Below are 19,048 nucleotides of genomic sequence, written 5' to 3' on the forward strand. Positions count from 1 at the left end.
ACCTCCATGATCTCAAGCGGCTTTCCGGCGGCAACGGCTACGGCGGCACGCGTTTTCATGAGGCACTTCCTCCCAAGCGATCTGTAAGTTTTAGCTAACGGCAAGCTGTTTGTGGTGAATGCCGGCCTGCCATCCGTTCGGCGTTACGGGCAAGCTTAGCGAGTTCCGCGCTGGCGGCCAACGTCTCTTGCGACGTTTTTCGGCGCGGTTTCTGCAATCGGGACCGCCCCGGGAAGCCAATCCGCGGGCACTTGAGGCGCGCCGGAATTGTCCATAGAACTGGATCGCTTCGCCGGAGGAACGACATCCGAATGTTCAAGAAGATCCTGATCGCCAATCGCGGCGAGATCGCCTGCCGCGTGATCAAGACGGCACGCAAGATGGGGATTGCCACCGTTGCGGTCTATTCGGATGCCGATCGCGATGCCGTACATGTCGAGATGGCCGACGAGGCGGTGCATGTCGGGCCTTCACCGGCGGCGCAGAGCTACCTGGTCGCCGAGAATATCATCGCCGCCTGCAAGGAGACCGGCGCGGAAGCCGTGCATCCGGGCTATGGCTTCCTGTCCGAGCGCGCGTCTTTCTGCGAGGCGCTGGAGAAGGAAGGCATCGTCTTCATCGGGCCGAAGCCCAAGGCCATCAAGGCGATGGGCGACAAGATCGAATCGAAGAAGTTCGCCAGCCAGGCCAAGGTCTCGACCGTGCCCGGGTGGCTCGGCGTCATCGAAGACCCCGACCATGCCGAACTGATCGCCGGTGAGATCGGCTATCCGGTGATGATCAAGGCCTCGGCCGGCGGCGGCGGCAAGGGCATGCGCATCGCCTGGACCAAATCGGAGGTGCGCGATGGTTTCGAGCGCGCGCGTTCGGAAGCGAAAAGCTCCTTCGGCGACGACCGCGTCTTCATCGAAAAATTCGTCGTCGATCCGCGCCATATCGAAATCCAGGTGCTGGCCGACGCGCATGGCACGGCGCTTTATCTCGGCGAGCGCGAATGCTCGATCCAGCGCCGCAACCAGAAAGTGGTCGAGGAGGCGCCGTCGCCATTCCTCGACGCCAAGACCAGGAAGGCGATGGGCGAGCAGGCGGTGGCCCTGGCCAAGGCCGTCGACTACCAGAGCGCCGGCACCGTCGAGTTCATCGTCGACAAGGACAAGAACTTCTATTTCCTTGAAATGAATACGCGATTGCAGGTCGAGCACCCGGTGACCGAGCTCGTCACCGGCATCGACTTGGTCGAGCAGATGATCCGCGTCGCCGCCGGCGAAAAGCTCGGCATCGGGCAGAGCGACGTGAAGCTCAATGGCTGGGCGGTGGAAAGCCGCCTCTACGCGGAGGATCCTTTCCGCAATTTCCTGCCGTCGATCGGCCGGCTGACGCGTTACCGGCCGCCGGAAGAAGGTACGTTCGGCGACGTCGTGGTTCGCAACGATACCGGCGTCACCGAGGGCTCGGAAATCTCGATGTTCTATGACCCGATGGTGGCGAAGCTCTGCACCTGGGCGCCGACACGGCTCGAGGCGATCGACGCGATGTCGGAGGCGCTCGACAGCTTCGTCGTCGACGGCATCGAGCACAACATCCCGTTCCTTTCGGCGCTGATGCAGCACCCGCGCTGGCGCGAGGGGCGGCTGTCGACCGGCTTCATCGCCGAGGAATATCCGGACGGCTTTGCGCCGGTCGAACCGGATGGCGAGGAGAGGGCGGTGTTCGCCGCCGTCGCAACCGCGATCGAGCTGCTGCGCCGCGACCGGCTCGACCGCCTGAGCGGCCGGCTGGCGCCGCATTCCGGCCATCTCAAGCGCGACTGGGTGGCGAAGGTCGGCGCCGACTATCTTCCGGTCGAAATCGTTGACGGCATGGTTTCCATACCGATGGAGGTCGATCTGTCGATCGACGGCGGCAAGCCGTTGACGGTCGCCTCCGATTGGCGACCGGGCGACGCGCTCTGGCAGGGCACGGTTGGCGGCGACAAGGTCGTTGCACAGATCCGCCCGATGCTGAACGGTTTGCGCATTGCCTGGAAAGGCATGTCGGTGACGGCGCGCGCCATGTTGCCGCGCACCGCCGAGCTCGAAAGGCTGATGCCGGAAAAACTGCCGCCGGACACCTCGAAGATGCTGCTTTGCCCGATGCCCGGCCTCGTCGTCTCGATCGCCGTCGCCGAGGGCCAGGAGGTCAAGGCCGGCGAGACGCTGGCGGTGGTCGAGGCCATGAAGATGGAGAACGTGCTGCGCGCCGAACGCGACCTCACGATAGCCAAGCTCAACGCCAAGCCGGGCGACAGCCTGGCGGTCGATGCCGTGATCATGGAGTTCGCCTAATCGGCTTGCTGTGCACACGTGATCGCTGGACTCGCATCGCAGGCTCCCGGACAATACATCTCACACCGATGTTGAGTCTTTTCGAGCGACACGAAGCCCATGGCGGATGAACGACTTCCACGCGACCCGTTGCAGCGCGAAGCGGCGGTGAAGGCTGCGCGGCCGGAAGCGCCGGCGCGTACTTTCATCCATCTGCGCGTGCATTCGGCCTATTCGCTGCTCGAGGGCGCCTTGCAGCTCGGCGCGATCGTCGGCCACGCCGTCAAGGACGAGGCGCCGGCGATCGCGGTCACCGACACCAACAATCTATTCGGCGCGCTCGAATTCGCCCAGAAGGCGGTCAAGGACGGCATCCAGCCGATCATCGGCTGCCAGATCGACCTGGCCTTTTCCGGTGAGGCGAGCGATGGCCAGCGCGACCGCCGCCGCCTCGGCCCCGAAATGTCGCCGGTCGTGCTGATCGCCGCCAGCGAGGCGGGTTATGCCAATCTCGTGCGGCTGATCAGCAAGGTCTATCTGGAGACGTCGCCCGGCGAGCCGGTGCATCTGACCAGCGCGATGCTGGAGGGCCGCGGCGACGGCCTGATTTGCCTGACCGGGGGGCCGCGCGGCCCGGTCGGCGCCGCTCTGAAGGCCGACCGGCGCGACCTCGCCGAACAGCGGCTGCTGTTCCTCAAAGGCCTGTTCGGCGACAGGCTCTATGTCGAATTGGAACGGGTAGCCGGCTATGACCGGATGGTCGAGAAATCGACGGTCGATTTGGCCTACACGCATGAGCTGCCGCTGGTCGCGACCAACGAGGCTTTCTTCTCAAAACGCGACGACTATGAGGCGCATGACGCGCTGATCGCCATTGCCGAGGGCTCGGTGGTTGCGGCCGACAACCGCCGGCGGCTCACGGCGGACAATTTCCTGCGTAGCCAGGCCGACATGGCACGGCTGTTCTCTGACCTGCCGGAAGCGATCGACAACACGGTCGAGATCGCGATGCGCTGCTCCTATTATCCGAAGAACCGTAACCCGATCCTGCCGCGTTTCACCGGGGGTGATACCGCCGACAAAGACGCGGCGGAAAAGGCCGAGGCGGCCGAGCTTGCCCGCCAGGCGCGCGAAGGGCTGGAAGCGCGGCTTGCCGCGCACGGGCCGACGCCTGGCTACACGGTCGAGCAATATCGCGAGCGGCTCGAATTCGAGCTGGGCATCATCGAGAAGATGAAGTTCCCGGGCTACTTCCTGATCGTGGCCGACTTCATCAAATGGGCGAAGGCGCAAGGCATTCCGGTCGGGCCGGGGCGCGGTTCGGGCGCCGGCTCGCTGGTCGCCTATTCGACCACCATCACCGACATCGACCCGCTGCGCTTCTCGCTGTTGTTCGAGCGCTTCCTCAATCCCGACCGCGTCTCGATGCCGGACTTCGACATCGACTTCTGCCAGGACCGGCGCGAGGAGGTCATCCGCTACGTCCAGCAGAAATACGGCCGCGACCAGGTCGGCCAGATCATCACCTTCGGGACGCTGCAGGCGCGCGCCGTGCTGCGCGACGTCGGCCGCGTGCTGCAGATGCCTTACGGCCAGGTCGACAAGCTCTCCAAAATGGTGCCGCAGAACCCGGCCAACCCGGTCAAGCTGGCGGACGCCATCGCCAACGAGCCGCGCTTCGCCGAAGAGGCGGAGAAAGAGCCGATCGTCCAGACGCTGCTTGACGTGGCGCAGAAGCTCGAAGGCCTCTACCGCCATGCCTCGACGCATGCCGCCGGCATCGTCATCGGCGACCGGCCGCTGTCCGAGTTGGTGCCGATGTACCGCGATCCGCGCTCCGACATGCCGGTCACCCAGTTCAACATGAAATATGTCGAGCAGGCGGGGCTGGTGAAGTTCGACTTCCTCGGCCTGAAGACGCTGACCGTGCTGGAGACCGCGGTGAAGCTGATCCGCCGGCGCGGCGTCGATATCGACCTCGCGACGATCCCGCTCGACGACCCCGATACCTACGCCATGCTGTCGCGCGGCGAGGTGGTCGGCGTGTTCCAGGTTGAAAGCGCCGGCATGCGCAAGGCGCTGATCGGCATGCGGCCTGACTGTATCGAGGACATCATCGCGCTGGTGGCGCTCTACCGCCCCGGCCCGATGGAAAACATCCCGACCTACAACGCCAGAAAGCATGGCGAGGAGGAGATGGCCTCGATCCATCCCAAGATCGACCATCTGGTGAAGGAAACGCAAGGCGTCATCGTCTACCAGGAGCAGGTGATGCAGATCGCGCAGGAGCTTTCCGGCTATTCGCTCGGCGAAGCCGACCTTCTGCGCCGCGCCATGGGCAAGAAGATCCGCGCCGAGATGGACAAGCAGCGCGAGCGCTTCGTCACGGGCGCGGTCGAGCGCGGCGTCTCGAAGCCGCAGGCCGACTTCATCTTCGACCTCCTGGCCAAGTTCGCCGACTACGGCTTCAACAAGTCGCACGCGGCGGCCTATGCGGTCGTTTCCTACCAGACCGCCTATCTCAAGGCGCATTACCCGGTCGAGTTCCTTGCGGCGTCGATGACGCTCGACATGAGCAACACCGACAAGCTGGCCGATTTCCGCCAAGACGCCATGCGTCTCGGCATCGAGGTGGTGGCGCCGTCGGTGATGTCGAGCTTCCGCCCCTTCGAGGTCGGCGAGAACAAGATCTTCTATTCGCTGGCGGCGCTCAAAGGCGTCGGCGACGCGGCGGTCGAGCACATCGTCGCGATGCGCGGCGAGAAGCCGTTCAAGAACCTTGCCGATTTCTGCGAGCGGGTCGATCCGAAGATCGTCGGCAAGCGCGTCTTCGAAAGCCTGATCATGGCCGGCGCGCTCGATTGCTTCGGCCACGACCGCGCCCAGATGATGGCGGGCGTCGAGCGCATGATGGGCCTGGCCTCGCTGGCGCAGCAGAACGCCATCTCCGGCCAGGCCGACATTTTCGGCGCTTCTCTTGGGAGCCAATCGCAGGCGCTCAACCTGCCGCAGACCGATCCGTGGCTTGCCGCGGACAGGCTGCACCGCGAGTTCCAGGTGGTCGGCTTCTACCTCTCGGCGCATCCGCTGGATGAATACAAGGCAGCGCTCCAGAAGATGCGCGTGCAGAACTGGGGTGAATTCTCGGCCGCCGTCAAACGCGGCGCCGCGGCCGGACGCCTAGCCGGCACGGTCACCTCCAAGCAGGAGCGCAAGACCCGCACCGGCAACAGGATGGGCGTGGTGCAGTTTTCCGACACGACGGGGCAGTATGAGGCTGTGCTGTTTTCCGAAGGTCTGGCGCAGTACCGCGACATGCTGGAGCCCGGCAGTTCGGTGGTGATTATGGTTGCAGCCGAAGACAGGCCCGAGGGCGTAAACCTGCGCATTAACTCGGTGCAATCACTGGACGATGAAGCCAGCCGCATCCAGAAAGCGCTGCGCATCTTTGTCAGAGACGATGGACCATCATCAATCATTCAATCGCAGCTCAAACAGCGTGGCGACAGTCAAGTCAGCATCATCGTTCTCAAGGGAGAGGCGCAGGGCGAGGTTGAGATCGGCCTGGGTAATTATCGCGTCTCGCCGCAAATCGCTTCCGCCATGCGTGCGGTGCAGGGCGTGGTGGAAGTGGAATTGGTTTAGCTCAGGGCGTAGCCGCTTCCGCCTCCACCACCCGCGGCGTCTTGCGCTGTAGGTTGAGCAGGTTGCCGGCCAGGATCAGGGCAGCGCCGCCGGCGGTGAAGACGTCGATCTGCTCGTGATAGAGCAGCCAGCCGACCAGCGCCGACAACGGCACGCGCAGGAAATCCATCGGCGAGATGATGGTGGCGTCGGCATGGGTGAGCGCGCGCGCCAGGCAGAAATGCGAGGACATGCCGGTGAAGGCGATGACGAAGATCCATGGCCAGAGCCCGGGCGAGGGGTTGTGCCAGCTGTAGAGAGCCGGGATCAAGCCGACCACCGACTGGATGATCAGCATCCAGAAGATGATGCGCACGACGCTTTCGGTTTTGGTCATCGACTTGACCAGCACCATCGAGATGCCGAAGCAGACCGCGGCGCCCAGGACGACAAGGTGGCCGGGATCCATCGAACCGGCGCTGGGGCGCACGATGACGACCACGCCGATCAGGCCAAGCACGATCGCCGTGAGCCTCGACCGGGACAGCCTTTCCCCCAGAAAGCTGACCGCCAGGATCGCCGTCCAGATCGGCGTGGTGAACTCGATCGAGATCAGCACGGCGAGCGGAATGAGGGTGAGCGCATAGAGCCAGGCGGCCTGGCCGGAATAGTGGATGACGTTGCGGGCGATATGGGCAAACGGGCGCTCGGTGCGCATTGCGGCAAAGCCGCCATTCATCATCACCAGCGGCAAAAGGATGAAGAAACCGATCACCGAGCGCAGTTCCAGCACCTGGAAGACGCTTAGCTCGGCCGTCGTCTCGCGGCCGGCAACCGACATCGCCAGCATCGAGGCGATTGACAGAGCCATCCAGAACGCGGCTTTTGGGATCGAGGGAGCGGGCGCCATTGCCGCTATCTCGCAAGCCGAGGCCCCTGCCGCAACTCATAGTGGCGGCATTCGACTGGGCCAGCGGGTGGCGGTGTCAACAAACCGTCATCGCCGCGGCGGAACCTGACGCCCGGGCACCCGTTGAGTCCGGGCTTTCCGTCGGAAGGCTTATCATCGTGAAAGGGGACGTCTGGATGAAATCGACTGCTGCCTTGCTGGCCGCGGCCTGCCTTTTCTGCTCGACGGGCGCGCATGCCGACGAGGCGGCCTTTCTGCGCTCGCTGCAGGGAAAGTTCTCCGGCAAGGGAACCGTCAGGATCAGAACCAACACGCCGGTGATGAACATCAATTGCACCTTCACCTCGGACGCGACGGCGGACTCGCTGTCGCTCGACGGCACCTGCCGTGCGTTGTTGATCATGTCGCGCGAGATCCGCGCCGACCTGAAGGTCAACGGTGGGAGCTACAGCGGCATCTATATCGGCTCGCGCAGCGGGCCTGCCGGACTCAGCGGAAGCCGCAAGGGCGACGCCATCAATCTCGACATCCACTGGGCGAAAATCGTCAATGGCGACCGCGACGCGGAGCTGACGGTCGAGAAGATCGGGCGGGACAATATGCGCATGACGGTGACCGACATGGATCCGGCGACCGGCAAGATGGTGGTGACAAGCCGGATCGATCTCAAGCGCAGCTGACCTTTGCTTTGACGCAATTCCGGACGGATGGCTACGACGAAGTCGCCGAGCCTAAAGCGCGTCGCGATCTTTCAGATTCGCGCCATGCGCTTTAGGTTTTTGATTTTGCGCATGTCTTTATCCCGAAACCGGTTCCCACTTTCGGGAGGCATGCTTTAACCGCTCACACTTTTCCTGGAATTGCTCCAAATGTCACTCTTCCAGCGGCTCGGGCGGATTGGCGGCGCGGCCCTTGCCGAATGTATAGCCGGTCTCGACGGCTTTCCTGCCGAACTTGTCACGCAATGCGTCCATCGCGCCTTCCGCCAGCGCGCGCTTGCGCGACTGCATGTCGACCAGATCCGGCGGATCGGCCTTTTCGTCGTCGGAGAGGTCGCTGACGCCGATGCCGAGCAGACGGAATCTTGTGCCGTCGGCCTCGCGGCGCAGCAGGTCGAGCCCGGTCTGGAAAATGCGGTCGGCAAGGCGGGTCGGATCGCCGAGCTGGCGGTTGCGGGTGCGGAGCTTGAAATCCTGCGTCTTCAATTTCAGCACCACGGTGCGGCCGGCAATGCCGGATTTCTTCAGCCGCGCCGACACCTTCTCAGACAAGCCGCGCAGCACCGGCACCAGTTCCGCCAGGGCGGCGATGTCGGTGTCGAAGGTGGTCTCGGCCGAAACGCTCTTGGCGTCGCCATCGGGATCGACCGGGCGGTCGTCCTCGCCGCGCGACAGCCTATAGAGCCGGTCGCCCATCGTGCCATAGCGGCGCATCAGGTCGGCGCGCTCCATGCGCTGCAATTGCGCGATCATGCGGATGCCGTCGCGCTCCAGCGTCGCGGCCAGCGCCTTGCCGACGCCCCAGATCATCGTCACCGGCTGCGCGGCGAGGAAGCTTGGCGCCTCGGCTTCGCCGATCACCGAAAAGCCGCGCGGCTTGCGGAAATCCGAGGCGATCTTGGCCAGGAACTTGCAGTAGGAGAGGCCGGCCGAAACAGTGATGCCGAGCTCCTTTTCCACCGTCTGCGCGAAGCGCGCCAGCACCAGCGCCGGCGGCATGCCGTGCAGCCGCTCGGTGCCGGCGAGGTCGAGAAAGGCCTCGTCGATCGACAACGGCTCGACCTGCGGGGTCAAGGCCTGCATCAACGCGCGGACTTCGCGCCCGACGCCGACATATTTTTCCATGTTGGGCGGGATCACCACCGCTTCGGGGCAGAGTTCGAGCGCCTTGAACATCGGCATGGCCGAGCGAACGCCCTGGATTCGGGCGATGTAGCAGGCCGTGGAGACGACGCCGCGCCGGCCGCCGCCGACGATCACCGGCCTGTCCTTCAGCGCCGGGTTGTCGCGCTTTTCGATCGCTGCGTAGAAGGCGTCGCAATCGATGTGGGCGATCCTGAGCCGGTAAAGCTCGGCGTGACGTACGAGGCGTGGGCTGCCACAGCGATCGCAGCGACGCGTCTGCGAGCGCTGGAGAGCCAGGCAGTCACGGCAAAAACCGTGTTCGGGATTGTTGACAGGAGCCGCCATCGCTGCGAACATAAAGAGAACAAACGCAATGGTACGACAGCGCAAGGCTGGCAACAAGCTTAGCCTGGGGAGAACGCATGAGCACGACCATAGCACCGCTGACGCCTGAGCTCTGGCCCGATTTCGAAGACCTCTTCGGCAAGCAGGGCGCCTGCTATGGCTGCTGGTGCACGCATTTCCGGCTGGCGCCGGCGGAGCGCCGCGCCAGCGACAAGGAGCGCAACAAGGACCACATTAAGGCGCGCATCGAGGCAGGTCCGCCGCCGGGGCTTTTGGCGCTGGAGGAGGGCAAGGCCATCGGCTGGATGCAGATCGGTCCGCGCGCCGACGTGCCCGAGTGGAACAATCAGGGCAGGGGCTCGGCGCCGGTCGATGCTGCCGACGCCGGTGACCCGAACGTCTGGGCGATCTCCTGCTTCTTCATTCGCGTCAAGGCGAGGGGCCGCGGCGTCTCGCATCGGCTCGTCGAGGGCGGCATCGCTTTCGCGCGCGAGAACGGCGCGAGGCTGCTGGAAGCCTGCCCGATCGACCTGTCGCGCGATTCGCGCTCGATCGGGCTTTTCGTCGGCTCCTCGCGCGTGTTCGAGAAAGCCGGCTTCGAGAGACTTGTCGAGCGCAAGCCCGGCCGGCCGCTGATGCGGCTGGTGCTTTAGCCGGATGCGCTTTTAGCCTACAGTCGGCGTCTTGCGGCTGTAACGCTTCTTGCCTACCAGAAGCGGATTGTTCGCCTTCCGAGATCACGGAGAACCGACGTGAAGCGTATTTTGCCACTTGCCTTCGCCCTTGCGCTCAGCGCGCCGGCTTTTGCCCAGACCGTCGACAATCAAGGCGCCAAAACGCTGTCCGACAATCTGGCCCGCTATTTCGGCAAGCAGGCGTTCGACAAAGGCGTGCTCAAAGTTTCGGTCGAGGGCGACGCCTACAAGATCGCGCTTGACGTCAAGGCGCTCGTCAATGCTGTGCCCGAGCAGAAGCTCCTGAAATTCGATATGGCGCCCTATGCCTTGATGGTGAAGCCGCGCAGCGACGGGTCCTGGGATGTCTCGTCGAATTTCTCGCAAGGCGCGTCCTTCGAGTTCGATGGGCCGGAAGGCCGTCAGAGCATGGAGTTCACGATCAAGGACGGCAAGCTGACCAGCGTCTACGATCCGGCGCTTGCCGCCTTCACCAACGCCACGAGCTCGTTAGCCGGGATGACCATGACGTCCCGGCAAGCCAAGCAGCAGGCCGACGTCTCGACTGGCGCCGGTACCGCCACCGTCACGGCGACGAAGTCCGCCAATGGCGGCGTCGACTTCACGGCCACGCAAAAAGTCTTGGACTTCGTCGAGAAGATCAAGATCGACGATCCAGACAGCGGAATGAATTTCCCGCTCACCTTGAAAACCCCGGAGCTTTCGGTCGATGCAAGCGGCAAAGGCGTGCACACGAAGCCGCTGCTCGATCTGCTTGCCTTCGCCGTGGCCAACGAGGACGAAGCCAAGCTCAAGGCGAACCAGGCGGAGCTCAAATCGCTCATGCTGGCCGCGCTGCCTGTCTGGGAAAGGATCGACGGCAATTACGGTTTCAAGAATTTCGAGGTGGAGAGCCCTGTCGGCAAGTTCGGGGCGACGCAATTCAGCACCGCTTTCGGCATGGACGGTGTCTCCCAGAACGGCAAGCTGGGCTACTCGATCAAGGCAGCCGGCCTGACAATCCCGCGGCAGACCCTGCCCGAATGGACCGCGCCATTGCTGCCGACCGACGTCGACCTGAACTTCGGAGGCGCCAGTATCGATCTCGATACGATGGCGAAAAAGGCGATCGAAGCCTTTGATCTCAATAAGAATCCGCCGCTTTCGGATGAATTCGGCAAGGCTTTGATCGCCGATTTCAAGGCCAAGAATCCGAAGGTCGTGATCGGGCACAGCACGGTGAAGAACGGCGCCATCGAGGTCGCCATGGAAGGTGAGATGACCTTCCCCGGCGAGAAGCCGGATGCGACCTTGACCGTCGACGTCGTCGGCTACGACAAGATCGTCGATGCCCTGAAGGAAGCGGCCAAGAGCGATGAGCAGATGGCGCAGGCCTTCCCGTTTGCCTTGGCCGTCAAAGGCTTCGGCAAGACGCTGTCGGACGGGCGGCTGGAGTGGATGATCAACACCAAGGCCGATGGGTCCGTCACGGTCAACGGCGCTATGCTCAAGGGGCCGGATGAAGTCCAGGACGACAATTCGGGCGGCGATGACGGCGCGAACGGAACGGATAATTCGACCGGAGGCGACGATTCGGACGGCGGCGACAATGGCGGGGCCGGAGCGAAGCTACAGCCCTGATAGGTTGAGCTAGAGCCCGAGCGCGGCCGCGATCTTCGGGGCCGCCTCGCGCCAGTCTTCGACCGAGATGATGTCTTGCGGCGTCGGCGGCAGGAAGGCGCGCAGCGCGTTATCGGCCATCAGATGGAAGAGGTGGGCATCCGCGACGGAATTGCGCGCCGAGATTAGATTGGAGGGCTGGTCGTCGACGAAGGCGATCGGCCGGCCCTTGACGCCGCGCAATTTCGCAATGGCCGGTCCCTTGGCCATTTCCGTCGTCAGCAGCGGATAATTGAGCCCCAGCGTATCGAGATGCGCTCGGCGCACGGCGCGGTGCTTGTGCGGCATGGCGGTCAGCATGACGATCTCGGCGCCTCGGCCAAGCATTGCGAGCGCGTCCGCGGCGCCGTCGGCGATGCTTTGCCAATCCGCCTGGGCGTCGAAGAATTCCCCCAGGAGCGCCGTCACCTCGGGTTGCTCGATCAACCGGCCGGTTGCCGTCTCGGCGATGTTGCCGGTCAATCGGAAGGAAGCCAGCGTCAGGCCGAAACCGCGCGACTTCAGATAGTGCGGAAACGGCCGGATGAATTCCAGCACGACGTCGTCGACATCGAGCACCAGCAGCGGCCGGTCGTCGGCGGCAAGCTCCTCGATCTGCCGCGCCGTCTCGGGATCGTCGCTCATGTCGAGCGCTCGTGGTCGTCGTTGCCGAGCGGCAGCGCGCGCAGTGCCTTGCCGACGGCGGCAGGCGGCGTGCCGGTTTCCTCGGCGAAGCGCAGCAGCGTCGGCTCGTGCGCCAGGATGAATTGCAGGACGCCGGCAAGGAAGCCAGGCTCCGCGGCGACCTTGCGGATCGACTGCGCATCGATGCCGGTGATCGCCAGGAAGCGGGGTAGAAGTTCCGGATCGGCGGCAACGAAGCCCAGCGCCTTGACGGCAATGGTTTCCGCTTCTTCGCGCATTGACGCTGCGTTCGCCATCATTACCTTTGGAATGGTGGATTTTTTCGAGTCTCCTTCCGCAGTAACGGCAAGCGTCGCTTGCGGCAAGCCTCCGCTCTCTCCCGTACAACGTCCGAAGGTGGAATTGGTGCAGCTTTCCAACCTCCGGTTTCCGTTTCGTCAATCATATTGGGCTAGAGTGGAAAAGGGTTGGGTGCGGTCCGAAGGGGACGCATTGCGACGGCCTTCGGCTTCGAGGGCGGTCGGGACGGGAAACTGATGGCTAAGAAGGTCATGATCGTCGAGGACAATGAGCTCAACATGAAGCTCTTTCGGGACCTCATCGAAGCCAGCGGTTACGACACTGTTCGCACGCGTAACGGGCTGGAGGCGCTGGATCTCGCGCGCCAGCACCGGCCGGACCTGATCCTGATGGACATCCAGCTGCCCGAAGTCTCCGGCCTGGAAGTGACCAAATGGCTGAAGGAAGACGACGAGCTGCATTCGATTCCGGTCATCGCCGTCACCGCCTTCGCCATGAAGGGCGATGAGGAGCGTATCCGCCAGGGCGGCTGCGAGGCCTATATCTCCAAGCCGATCTCGGTGCCGCGCTTCATCGAGACGATCAAATCCTATCTGGGCGACGCCTGATGCCCGAGACCAGCAGAACCGGAGTTTGTTGAGATGACCGCGCGGATCCTCGTCGTCGACGATATCCCCGCCAATGTGCGGCTGCTGGAGGTTCGGCTGCTTGCCGAGTATTTCGAGGTGCTGACAGCCAGCAATGGCCCGGACGCGATCGAGACCTGCGAGAACGGCAAGGTCGACGTGGTGCTGCTCGATGTGATGATGCCGGAAATGGACGGTTTCGAGGTCTGCAAGCGGCTGAAGAGCGATCCGGCGACATCGCATATTCCAGTCGTCATGATCACCGCGCTCGACCAGGTGTCGGACCGGGTGCGCGGCCTCGAGGCAGGCGCGGACGATTTCCTGACCAAGCCGGTCAACGACCTGCAACTGATGACGCGCGTGAAGAGCCTTGTCAGGCTGAAGTCGTTGACTGACGAGCTCAGGCTGCGTGCCTCGACCACGCGCAATATCGGCATCGAGGAGCTTCTGAGCCGCGATTTCGCGACCGAGGACGTCAAGCCGAGGGTGCTGCTTGTCGACGAGCGCAAATCGTCCGTCGAGCGTATCCAGAAGATGCTGCGCAACAGCGCAGAGCTCGATGTCGCAACCGATCCGAATGCGGGGTTCTTCCAGGCGGCCGAGACGCCGTACGAGTGCGTGCTGGTTTCGACCGCCTTCGCCGACTTCGATGCGCTGAGGCTCTGCTCGCAGCTGCGTTCGCTCGACCGCACCCGCTTCCTGCCGATCATGCTGCTCGCCGACGAGGGCGAGGAGGGCCGCATCCTGCGTGGCCTGGAGCTCGGCATCAACGACTACCTGATCCGGCCGATCGACCAGCACGAATTGACGGCGCGGCTGCGCACGCAGGTGCGGCGCAAGCGCTACAACGACCAATTGCGCGCCAGCGTCGCCCAGACGATCGAGATGGCGGTGATCGACGGGCTGACCGGGCTGCACAACCGGCGCTATCTCGACAGCCATCTGCAGACGCTGTTCGATCGCGCCGCGGCGCGGCGGCGGCCGCTGTCGGTGATGATCACCGATCTCGATCGCTTCAAGTCGATCAACGATACGCATGGGCACGACGGCGGCGACGATGTGCTGCGCGAGTTCGCCAGGCGGCTGCGCAAGAATGTGCGCGGCATCGATCTCGCCTGCCGCTTCGGCGGCGAGGAGTTCGTCGTGGTTATGCCCGACACCGACGGTACGGTCGCCGAGAAGGTGGCCGAGCGCATCCGCGCCGAAATCGCTCAGGCGCCTTTTGCCATCGGCAACGACGGCAAGGCGATCGAGGTCACGGTCAGCGTCGGTGTGTCCTCGCTCCTGAAAGGGACCGATAGTGTCGCGGCGCTGATGAAGCGCGCCGACCTGGCGCTCTATGAAGCCAAAAGCGGCGGCCGCAACCGGGTCGTCGCCAAGGCTGCCTGAAGCGCGTCACGATCGTTCAGGTTCGTTCCGCGCGCTTTGAATTTCTGCTTTTGCGCATGTCCTTGTCCCGAAACCGGTTCCCACCGTTGGCAGACATGCTTTGGTAAAGGCGCTAATTCGCAGTCGTCCCAACAGGGTTACGAATTTACCTTAACCCAAGCGATTCGCGAGCGGTGGTTAAGAAATGGTTGATTTTTATAAGGTCTTGCGCAAATCTGCGACACATAGACAGAAGACGAGGCCGGCACGAGGGTAGACTAGCCGGCCCGATCCGAAAAATACCCCATGATGCTCAGGTCCGCCGCATCTCCTGGGTCCGTGGGGTCGGCCGGCCGGCGCTGGCACATAGTGGCCTCCTCGTACCGCTGCCAAACGCCGACCGGCCCCCTTTTCTACAAGAACCGCCATTGGGACCTTGCGCAGACAGCCGCGCAGGGTCCTTTGCCGTCCGGTCTTTCCTCCTGTCGGAAAACGGACTTTCCTGGAGTTGCTCCAAAAACAAAAACGCCGCCCAGAGGGGCGGCGTTTTGATTTCTCGGGATAACCAGATTACTTGATCTTGGTTTCCTTGAACTCGACGTGCTTCTTGGCGACCGGGTCGTACTTGCGGAACGAGAGCTTGTCCGTCTTGGTACGGCTGTTCTTGCTGGTCACGTAGAAGAACCCGGTGTCGGCGGTCGACAGGAGCTTGATCTTGATGTTTGCGGCTTTGGCCATGATGTTCGTCCGTTAATGTTCGTGGAGTTTTGGCCGCTGGAGCACGGGAAAACACCCGGACGCGGGAAACTTGGCGCGACACATAAAGAACGCGCCCGGAAAGTCAAGCCCGAGCGCCTTCCTGTGTCGTAAGCACATGAGTTGTCCGGGTTAGGTAGCACATGAGTTGTCCGGGTTAGGTAGCACATGAGTTGTCCGGTTTTATCGCCAGCGCATGGAGGCTGGGGATGGGACGGACAGTGTGGCTACAGGACCGGAGGATGCAGAAGTTTCGGGACGTTTTGAGCCGCTGGAATGGTGGCGATCTTTCGATGATGGAGGCTGGTGAGCTGCTAGGGATGTCGGAACGCCAGTTCCGCCGGTACCGTGATCGCTACGAAGAGGCTGGGGAGGATGGCTTGCGGGACCGGCGTTTGGGCAAGCTTTCGACACGGCGGGTGCCTGCGGAAGCGATCGAGGAGATGCTGGAGCTTTACCGGAATCGTTACGTTGGCTGGAATGTGAAGCATTTCCACGAGCACCTGATACGCGATCACGATTTCAGCTGGGGCTACACCTTCATCAAGACGCAGTTGCACGCGGCCGGGCTGGTCGAGCGGGCCAAGCGGCGCGGGGCGCATCGACGCAAGCGCGAGAGAAAGCCGTGCGAGGGGATGATGCTGCACCAGGACGGCAGCCGGCATGCCTGGCTGGCTGGCCAGCCGATGCTGGACCTGATCGTGACGATGGACGACGCCACGAGCACGCTCTATTCGGCCTTTCTGGTTGCCGAGGAAGGCACGGCGTCGAGCTTTCAGGGGCTTATGGAGACCTTTGCCGCCAAAGGCCTGCCCTCGAGCCTCTACACCGATCGCGGCAGCCATTACTTCGTGACACTCAGGGCCGGCGAGGCGGTCGACAAGAGCCGGCTGACGCAGGTCGGGCGGGCGCTGCGGCAACTGGGCATCGAGCATATCCCGGCTTATTCGCCTGAAGCCAGGGGGCCGCTCGGAGCGGATGTTCTCCACCTTGCAGGATCGGCTGCCAAAGGAACTGGCGCTGGCCGGCATTGCCGATATCGAGGCCGCCAACCGCTTCATCGCGCAGACCTATCTGCCAGCTCACAACGCCCGCTTCGCTAGGCCGGCCGCGGTCCAGGACAGCGCCTTCGTCGCCGCCGATCCGGCCGTTCTGGCCGAGATCCTGTGCCTCCAGGAAGAGCGCGTCGTTGCCCGCGACAACACCGTCGCCTTCGCACGGCTCAGATTGCAACTGCCGCAAAGTCCGATCCGACACCACTTCGTCAAGGCTACGGTCAAGATCAGGCAATACCCTGATGGCACACTCGCAATCTTCCACGGACCCCGCCGCATTGCGACATACAGCTCAGGAGGCGATCCAATCCTAGAGGGATGCTCAATCGGCAGGGCTGCGTGAACCGCTTCGACGCAAAACTGAAGCGGACAAATGATGTGCTACCAAACCGGACAACTTGATTAGCTACCGACAGCCCGAGCGCCTTCCTGCCTGGTTCGCGACGGCCGATTTCACCGCTTCAAGCGTTCTCTTCGATCCGCTGCCCAGCTTTTCTCCAGTCGCCCGTGGTGTTCCACCAGCGGTTGGGATTGGCGCGATCATCAAGACCCTTGGAACGGCTGGCGAGCAGCGGTTGGATGCGGATGACGGGCTCCTGATAAGAATGGGCCTGGAATATCGCCTCGACGACACGGGCGGCGAGCGCCTGGTCGTCGGCGATCTCGAACGACACTTCGACGGTGCCGGGCCGCCGGCGCAATTCCGTCTCCGCACCAGCGGCGGCGCCTTCGAGCGGCCGGTAGCGCTCGATGCCTTGCGCCGACTGATAGGCGTTGGCGTCATATTTGCCCATGCGCAGCGGCGTGATCGTCACCACCGCCTCCATGATGCGCTCGACATCGGCGGCCGGCGCCTGGAAGGTGACGAGCAGAAGCAACTCCATCCTGAGGGATTTGGTTTCAAAGCCGCTGTCGATCATCGCAATTCTCCTACCTCGCGTTGGAGGCAGGGTATAGCAGGGGTGCTGCTGACACGGTGATGTCAGGATGCCCGGCGCTTCGCCTAGAGAATCCTGCGCACCAGCCTGACCGAGACCAGAACCATGTAGGCGGCGAAGAAAAAGGCCAGCGACCAGCCGAAGCCGGATGGGCCGAAGGCATCCATGCCGATGCCGATCGCCTGCGGGCCAAGCACCATGCCGACGCCGTAGCAAAGCACGAAGGCCGCATTGGCGGAGGCAAGCTCATGGCCGGACAGCTGGGAGCCGAGATGCGCAAGGCCGATCGTGTACATGGCGGCGACGACGCCGCCCCAGACGAACAGGAGAGCCGCCATCAGATGCCAATTCTGCGCGAAGAACGGCATGAAGACGGTGCCGATGAGGCCGACGGTGGCGCAGGCCAGAAGCAGATAGCGGCGGTCGGAAACGCGGTCGCTGATCATGCCGATCGGGATCTGCAGAAGCACATTGCCGAGCCCGATCATGGTCAGCAGCAGCGCCGCGTCGGCCTCCGAATAGCCGATGCGGCTGCCATAGATGGGGAATAGCGCGAAACCGCCGGTCTCGACGGCGCCGAAAACAAGCACGGCAAAGGTCGCCGTCGGCACCAGCCAGATGTAGCGCAGGAAGTGGCTGGTCTCGCTGTCGGCGACGATGGTCGGGCTCTCATTGCGGGCCGCCAGCACCGGGATGGCGGCAAGTGTCACCAGCGCTATCGTGACGCCGAATGGCAGGAAGCCCGTGCTGCCGAGATGGGCGAACAGCCACGGTCCGGCGGCGAAGCCGAGCGATAGCACGGTGGCATAGATGCCAAGCACAAGGCCGCGCCGGTTCGGCGGGGCAGAGGTGCTGATCCAGAATTCCGACAGGATGAACAGCACCGTCAGCGAGATATGCAGGGCGACGCGCAGCGGAAACCACATCCAGAAGTCCGGCGCGAAATGAAAGCCGACGAAGGCGAGCGCGCCGATGGCAATCATCAACAGCATGGTCCAGGCGACGCCGAGCCGCATGGCAAGCGGCGTGGCCAAAGGCGCCCCGGCAATCGAGGCGAGACCGGCGACAGCGGTGTTGAGGCCGATCATCGAAGCGGAATGGCCGCGGCTTTCCAGAATGACGCTGAGCAGCGGCATGCCGAGGCCGATGGCGATGCCGACGACGCTGATCGAGGAGATCGCCGCGATCATCGGCAGCCAATGTACGCGTTCGTCGCCCTGTTGTTGGGTATCGACCGTCATGGGATCAAAATGCTCTGCTTCTAAAGGACTTCGCGGACAAAGCGGTTGCGGACGAGCCGGAAGAACGGCACGGCGCCCCCCGGCCGCAGCAAGGGATCGTCGGCAAGCCGCCTTTCCAGTTCTTCCAGGATCATGCCGGTGATGTCGGGAATATCGGCCTTGCGGGCAGCTGCGAGCGGCAGCCAGACGAGTTCCTCCAGCTCGTTGGTCGGCCCGCCGTCGGGCAATTCCACGGCGACCTCGTGGCGCCAGGCGCTGAAGAAACGCGTGTCGAAACGGCGCACGCGATTGGGCGGGGTGATGGCGCGGGCGATGAAGCGCAGCACGTCCAGCGACGGGACCACGCCATGGTCCACGAAACCCTGCCAGTCGCGCTTCGGGGTCGAGAAAGCGCCTTTGCGGCCGATCAGCAGGCCGGCTTCCTCATAGGTCTCGCGAATCGCCGACAGGGCGATTGCCCGCGCCCGCGCCGCGCTGGCGCGGCCAGGACCCGAAACCAGCTTTTTCTCTTCCTCGCCGGGCAAAGGGGCGGCGACCGGAATGCGGCTGTCCGCCGGATCGGTGCGGCCGCCGGGAAAGACGAATTTCCCGGGCATGAAGGCGTGACCGGCATGGCGCCGGCCCATCAGCACCAGAACGTCCTTGTCCCTGCGATCGAGCAGAATGAGGGTCGCGGCATCGCGCGGACGCAACGCCCGGCCGCTGCGTACGGCCAGGCCCTTATCGAGCTTGTCGACATCCGCCTTGGTCATTCGTTCCA

The 19,048-nt window shown here is 63.6% G+C and carries 16 protein-coding genes; 8 read left to right on the forward strand and 8 right to left on the reverse strand.

Translation table 11 applies throughout. The annotated features are described in order from the left end of the window. Window positions 1-311 precede the first annotated feature (311 nt). Both FJ471_RS29675 and dnaE read left to right on the forward strand, forming a co-directional pair. Window positions 312-2,324, forward strand: a complete 2,013-nt coding sequence (locus FJ471_RS29675) for an acetyl/propionyl/methylcrotonyl-CoA carboxylase subunit alpha (protein ID WP_140808653.1) — start codon at window positions 312-314, stop codon at window positions 2,322-2,324. 99 nt (window positions 2,325-2,423) lie between these two features. After that, window positions 2,424-5,948 (forward strand): DNA polymerase III subunit alpha, encoded by a 3,525-nt coding sequence (dnaE, locus tag FJ471_RS29680; RefSeq protein ID WP_140808655.1) that lies wholly within the window; start codon window positions 2,424-2,426, stop codon window positions 5,946-5,948. Between the two features lies 1 nt (window position 5,949). Here dnaE and FJ471_RS29685 read toward each other — a convergent pair whose 3' ends face one another. Continuing rightward, window positions 5,950-6,837 (reverse strand): DMT family transporter, encoded by an 888-nt coding sequence (locus FJ471_RS29685; protein ID WP_140808657.1) that lies wholly within the window; start codon window positions 6,835-6,837, stop codon window positions 5,950-5,952. A gap of 176 nt (window positions 6,838-7,013) precedes the next feature. On the opposite strand from FJ471_RS29685, the gene FJ471_RS29690 reads away from it, so the two are divergent. Next, window positions 7,014-7,517 (forward strand): hypothetical protein, encoded by a 504-nt coding sequence (locus FJ471_RS29690; RefSeq protein WP_140808659.1) that lies wholly within the window; start codon window positions 7,014-7,016, stop codon window positions 7,515-7,517. A 192-nt stretch (window positions 7,518-7,709) separates the two neighbouring features. On the opposite strand, the gene FJ471_RS29695 is transcribed toward FJ471_RS29690, so the two are convergent. Then, complete coding sequence (locus FJ471_RS29695; RefSeq protein ID WP_140808661.1) at window positions 7,710-9,038, reverse strand: DNA polymerase IV; 1,329 nt, start codon at window positions 9,036-9,038, stop codon at window positions 7,710-7,712. Window positions 9,039-9,103: 65 nt separating this feature from the next. Here FJ471_RS29695 and FJ471_RS29700 point away from each other — a divergent pair, with 65 nt between their 5' ends. Then, on the forward strand, window positions 9,104-9,679 hold the full coding sequence (locus FJ471_RS29700; protein WP_140808662.1) for a GNAT family N-acetyltransferase: 576 nt from the start codon (window positions 9,104-9,106) through the stop codon (window positions 9,677-9,679). A gap of 99 nt (window positions 9,680-9,778) precedes the next feature. Further along, on the forward strand, window positions 9,779-11,341 hold the full coding sequence (locus FJ471_RS29705; RefSeq protein WP_140808664.1) for a hypothetical protein: 1,563 nt from the start codon (window positions 9,779-9,781) through the stop codon (window positions 11,339-11,341). A 9-nt stretch (window positions 11,342-11,350) separates the two neighbouring features. Here the strand turns inward: FJ471_RS29705 and FJ471_RS29710 are convergent, their stop codons facing one another. After that, the gene (locus FJ471_RS29710) at window positions 11,351-12,004 is read right to left on the reverse strand and encodes a hypothetical protein (RefSeq protein WP_140808666.1); all 654 of its coding nucleotides are present in this window, start codon (window positions 12,002-12,004) and stop codon (window positions 11,351-11,353) included. Next, on the reverse strand, window positions 12,001-12,300 hold the full coding sequence (locus tag FJ471_RS29715; protein WP_140808668.1) for a DUF3572 domain-containing protein: 300 nt from the start codon (window positions 12,298-12,300) through the stop codon (window positions 12,001-12,003). Before FJ471_RS29715 ends, FJ471_RS29710 begins: the two co-directional genes overlap by 4 nt. Before the next feature lie 240 nt (window positions 12,301-12,540). On the opposite strand from FJ471_RS29715, the gene FJ471_RS29720 reads away from it, so the two are divergent. Both FJ471_RS29720 and FJ471_RS29725 read left to right on the forward strand, forming a co-directional pair. Further along, the gene (locus tag FJ471_RS29720) at window positions 12,541-12,912 is read left to right on the forward strand and encodes a response regulator (protein WP_040995610.1); all 372 of its coding nucleotides are present in this window, start codon (window positions 12,541-12,543) and stop codon (window positions 12,910-12,912) included. 33 nt (window positions 12,913-12,945) lie between these two features. Continuing rightward, window positions 12,946-14,319 (forward strand): PleD family two-component system response regulator, encoded by a 1,374-nt coding sequence (locus FJ471_RS29725; RefSeq protein WP_140808670.1) that lies wholly within the window; start codon window positions 12,946-12,948, stop codon window positions 14,317-14,319. Between the two features lie 549 nt (window positions 14,320-14,868). Here the strand turns inward: FJ471_RS29725 and rpmG are convergent. Beyond that, a complete protein-coding gene (gene rpmG / locus FJ471_RS29735) occupies window positions 14,869-15,036 on the reverse strand; it encodes a 50S ribosomal protein L33 (RefSeq protein WP_006201775.1) in 168 nt (55 codons plus the stop codon). 260 nt (window positions 15,037-15,296) lie between these two features. Here rpmG and FJ471_RS29740 point away from each other — a divergent pair, with 260 nt between their 5' ends. After that, window positions 15,297-16,157, forward strand: coding sequence for a helix-turn-helix domain-containing protein (locus FJ471_RS29740; RefSeq protein ID WP_181179826.1), 861 nt, complete (start codon window positions 15,297-15,299; stop codon window positions 16,155-16,157). A gap of 413 nt (window positions 16,158-16,570) precedes the next feature. Here the strand turns inward: FJ471_RS29740 and FJ471_RS29750 are convergent, their stop codons facing one another. The 3 genes from FJ471_RS29750 to FJ471_RS29760 form a co-directional block, all read right to left on the reverse strand. Next, entirely contained in the window at window positions 16,571-17,029 is a 459-nt protein-coding gene (locus FJ471_RS29750) for a hypothetical protein (protein ID WP_140808674.1), read from the reverse strand. A gap of 83 nt (window positions 17,030-17,112) precedes the next feature. After that, window positions 17,113-18,288 carry an MFS transporter gene (locus tag FJ471_RS29755; protein ID WP_140808676.1) on the reverse strand — a complete coding sequence of 392 codons (1,176 nt, stop codon included), beginning with the start codon at window positions 18,286-18,288 and terminating at the stop codon, window positions 17,113-17,115. A 20-nt stretch (window positions 18,289-18,308) separates the two neighbouring features. After that, the coding region (locus FJ471_RS29760) for an NUDIX hydrolase (RefSeq protein ID WP_246684870.1) at window positions 18,309-19,048 on the reverse strand (740 nt) is incomplete at its 5' end.

The sequence above is a fragment of the Mesorhizobium sp. B2-7-1 genome, assembly GCF_006440735.1.
Lineage (GTDB): Bacteria > Pseudomonadota > Alphaproteobacteria > Rhizobiales > Rhizobiaceae > Mesorhizobium.

What these genes read in the sequence shown, in the direction of transcription:
- FJ471_RS29700 (WP_140808662.1), top strand. Translation starts at nt 9,104, where the DNA reads ATGAGCACGACCATAGCACCGCTGACGCCTGAGCTCTGGCCCGATTTC.
- FJ471_RS29690 (WP_140808659.1), top strand. Translation starts at nt 7,014, where the DNA reads ATGAAATCGACTGCTGCCTTGCTGGCCGCGGCCTGCCTTTTCTGCTCG.
- FJ471_RS29740 (WP_181179826.1), top strand. Translation starts at nt 15,297, where the DNA reads ATGCAGAAGTTTCGGGACGTTTTGAGCCGCTGGAATGGTGGCGATCTT.
- FJ471_RS29675 (WP_140808653.1), top strand. Translation starts at nt 312, where the DNA reads ATGTTCAAGAAGATCCTGATCGCCAATCGCGGCGAGATCGCCTGCCGC.
- FJ471_RS29715 (WP_140808668.1), bottom strand. Translation starts at nt 12,300, where the DNA reads ATGGCGAACGCAGCGTCAATGCGCGAAGAAGCGGAAACCATTGCCGTC.
- FJ471_RS29695 (WP_140808661.1), bottom strand. Translation starts at nt 9,038, where the DNA reads ATGTTCGCAGCGATGGCGGCTCCTGTCAACAATCCCGAACACGGTTTT.
- FJ471_RS29750 (WP_140808674.1), bottom strand. Translation starts at nt 17,029, where the DNA reads ATGATCGACAGCGGCTTTGAAACCAAATCCCTCAGGATGGAGTTGCTT.
- FJ471_RS29725 (WP_140808670.1), top strand. Translation starts at nt 12,946, where the DNA reads ATGACCGCGCGGATCCTCGTCGTCGACGATATCCCCGCCAATGTGCGG.
- FJ471_RS29685 (WP_140808657.1), bottom strand. Translation starts at nt 6,837, where the DNA reads ATGGCGCCCGCTCCCTCGATCCCAAAAGCCGCGTTCTGGATGGCTCTG.
- FJ471_RS29720 (WP_040995610.1), top strand. Translation starts at nt 12,541, where the DNA reads ATGGCTAAGAAGGTCATGATCGTCGAGGACAATGAGCTCAACATGAAG.
- rpmG (WP_006201775.1), bottom strand. Translation starts at nt 15,036, where the DNA reads ATGGCCAAAGCCGCAAACATCAAGATCAAGCTCCTGTCGACCGCCGAC.
- FJ471_RS29710 (WP_140808666.1), bottom strand. Translation starts at nt 12,004, where the DNA reads ATGAGCGACGATCCCGAGACGGCGCGGCAGATCGAGGAGCTTGCCGCC.
- dnaE (WP_140808655.1), top strand. Translation starts at nt 2,424, where the DNA reads ATGGCGGATGAACGACTTCCACGCGACCCGTTGCAGCGCGAAGCGGCG.
- FJ471_RS29755 (WP_140808676.1), bottom strand. Translation starts at nt 18,288, where the DNA reads ATGACGGTCGATACCCAACAACAGGGCGACGAACGCGTACATTGGCTG.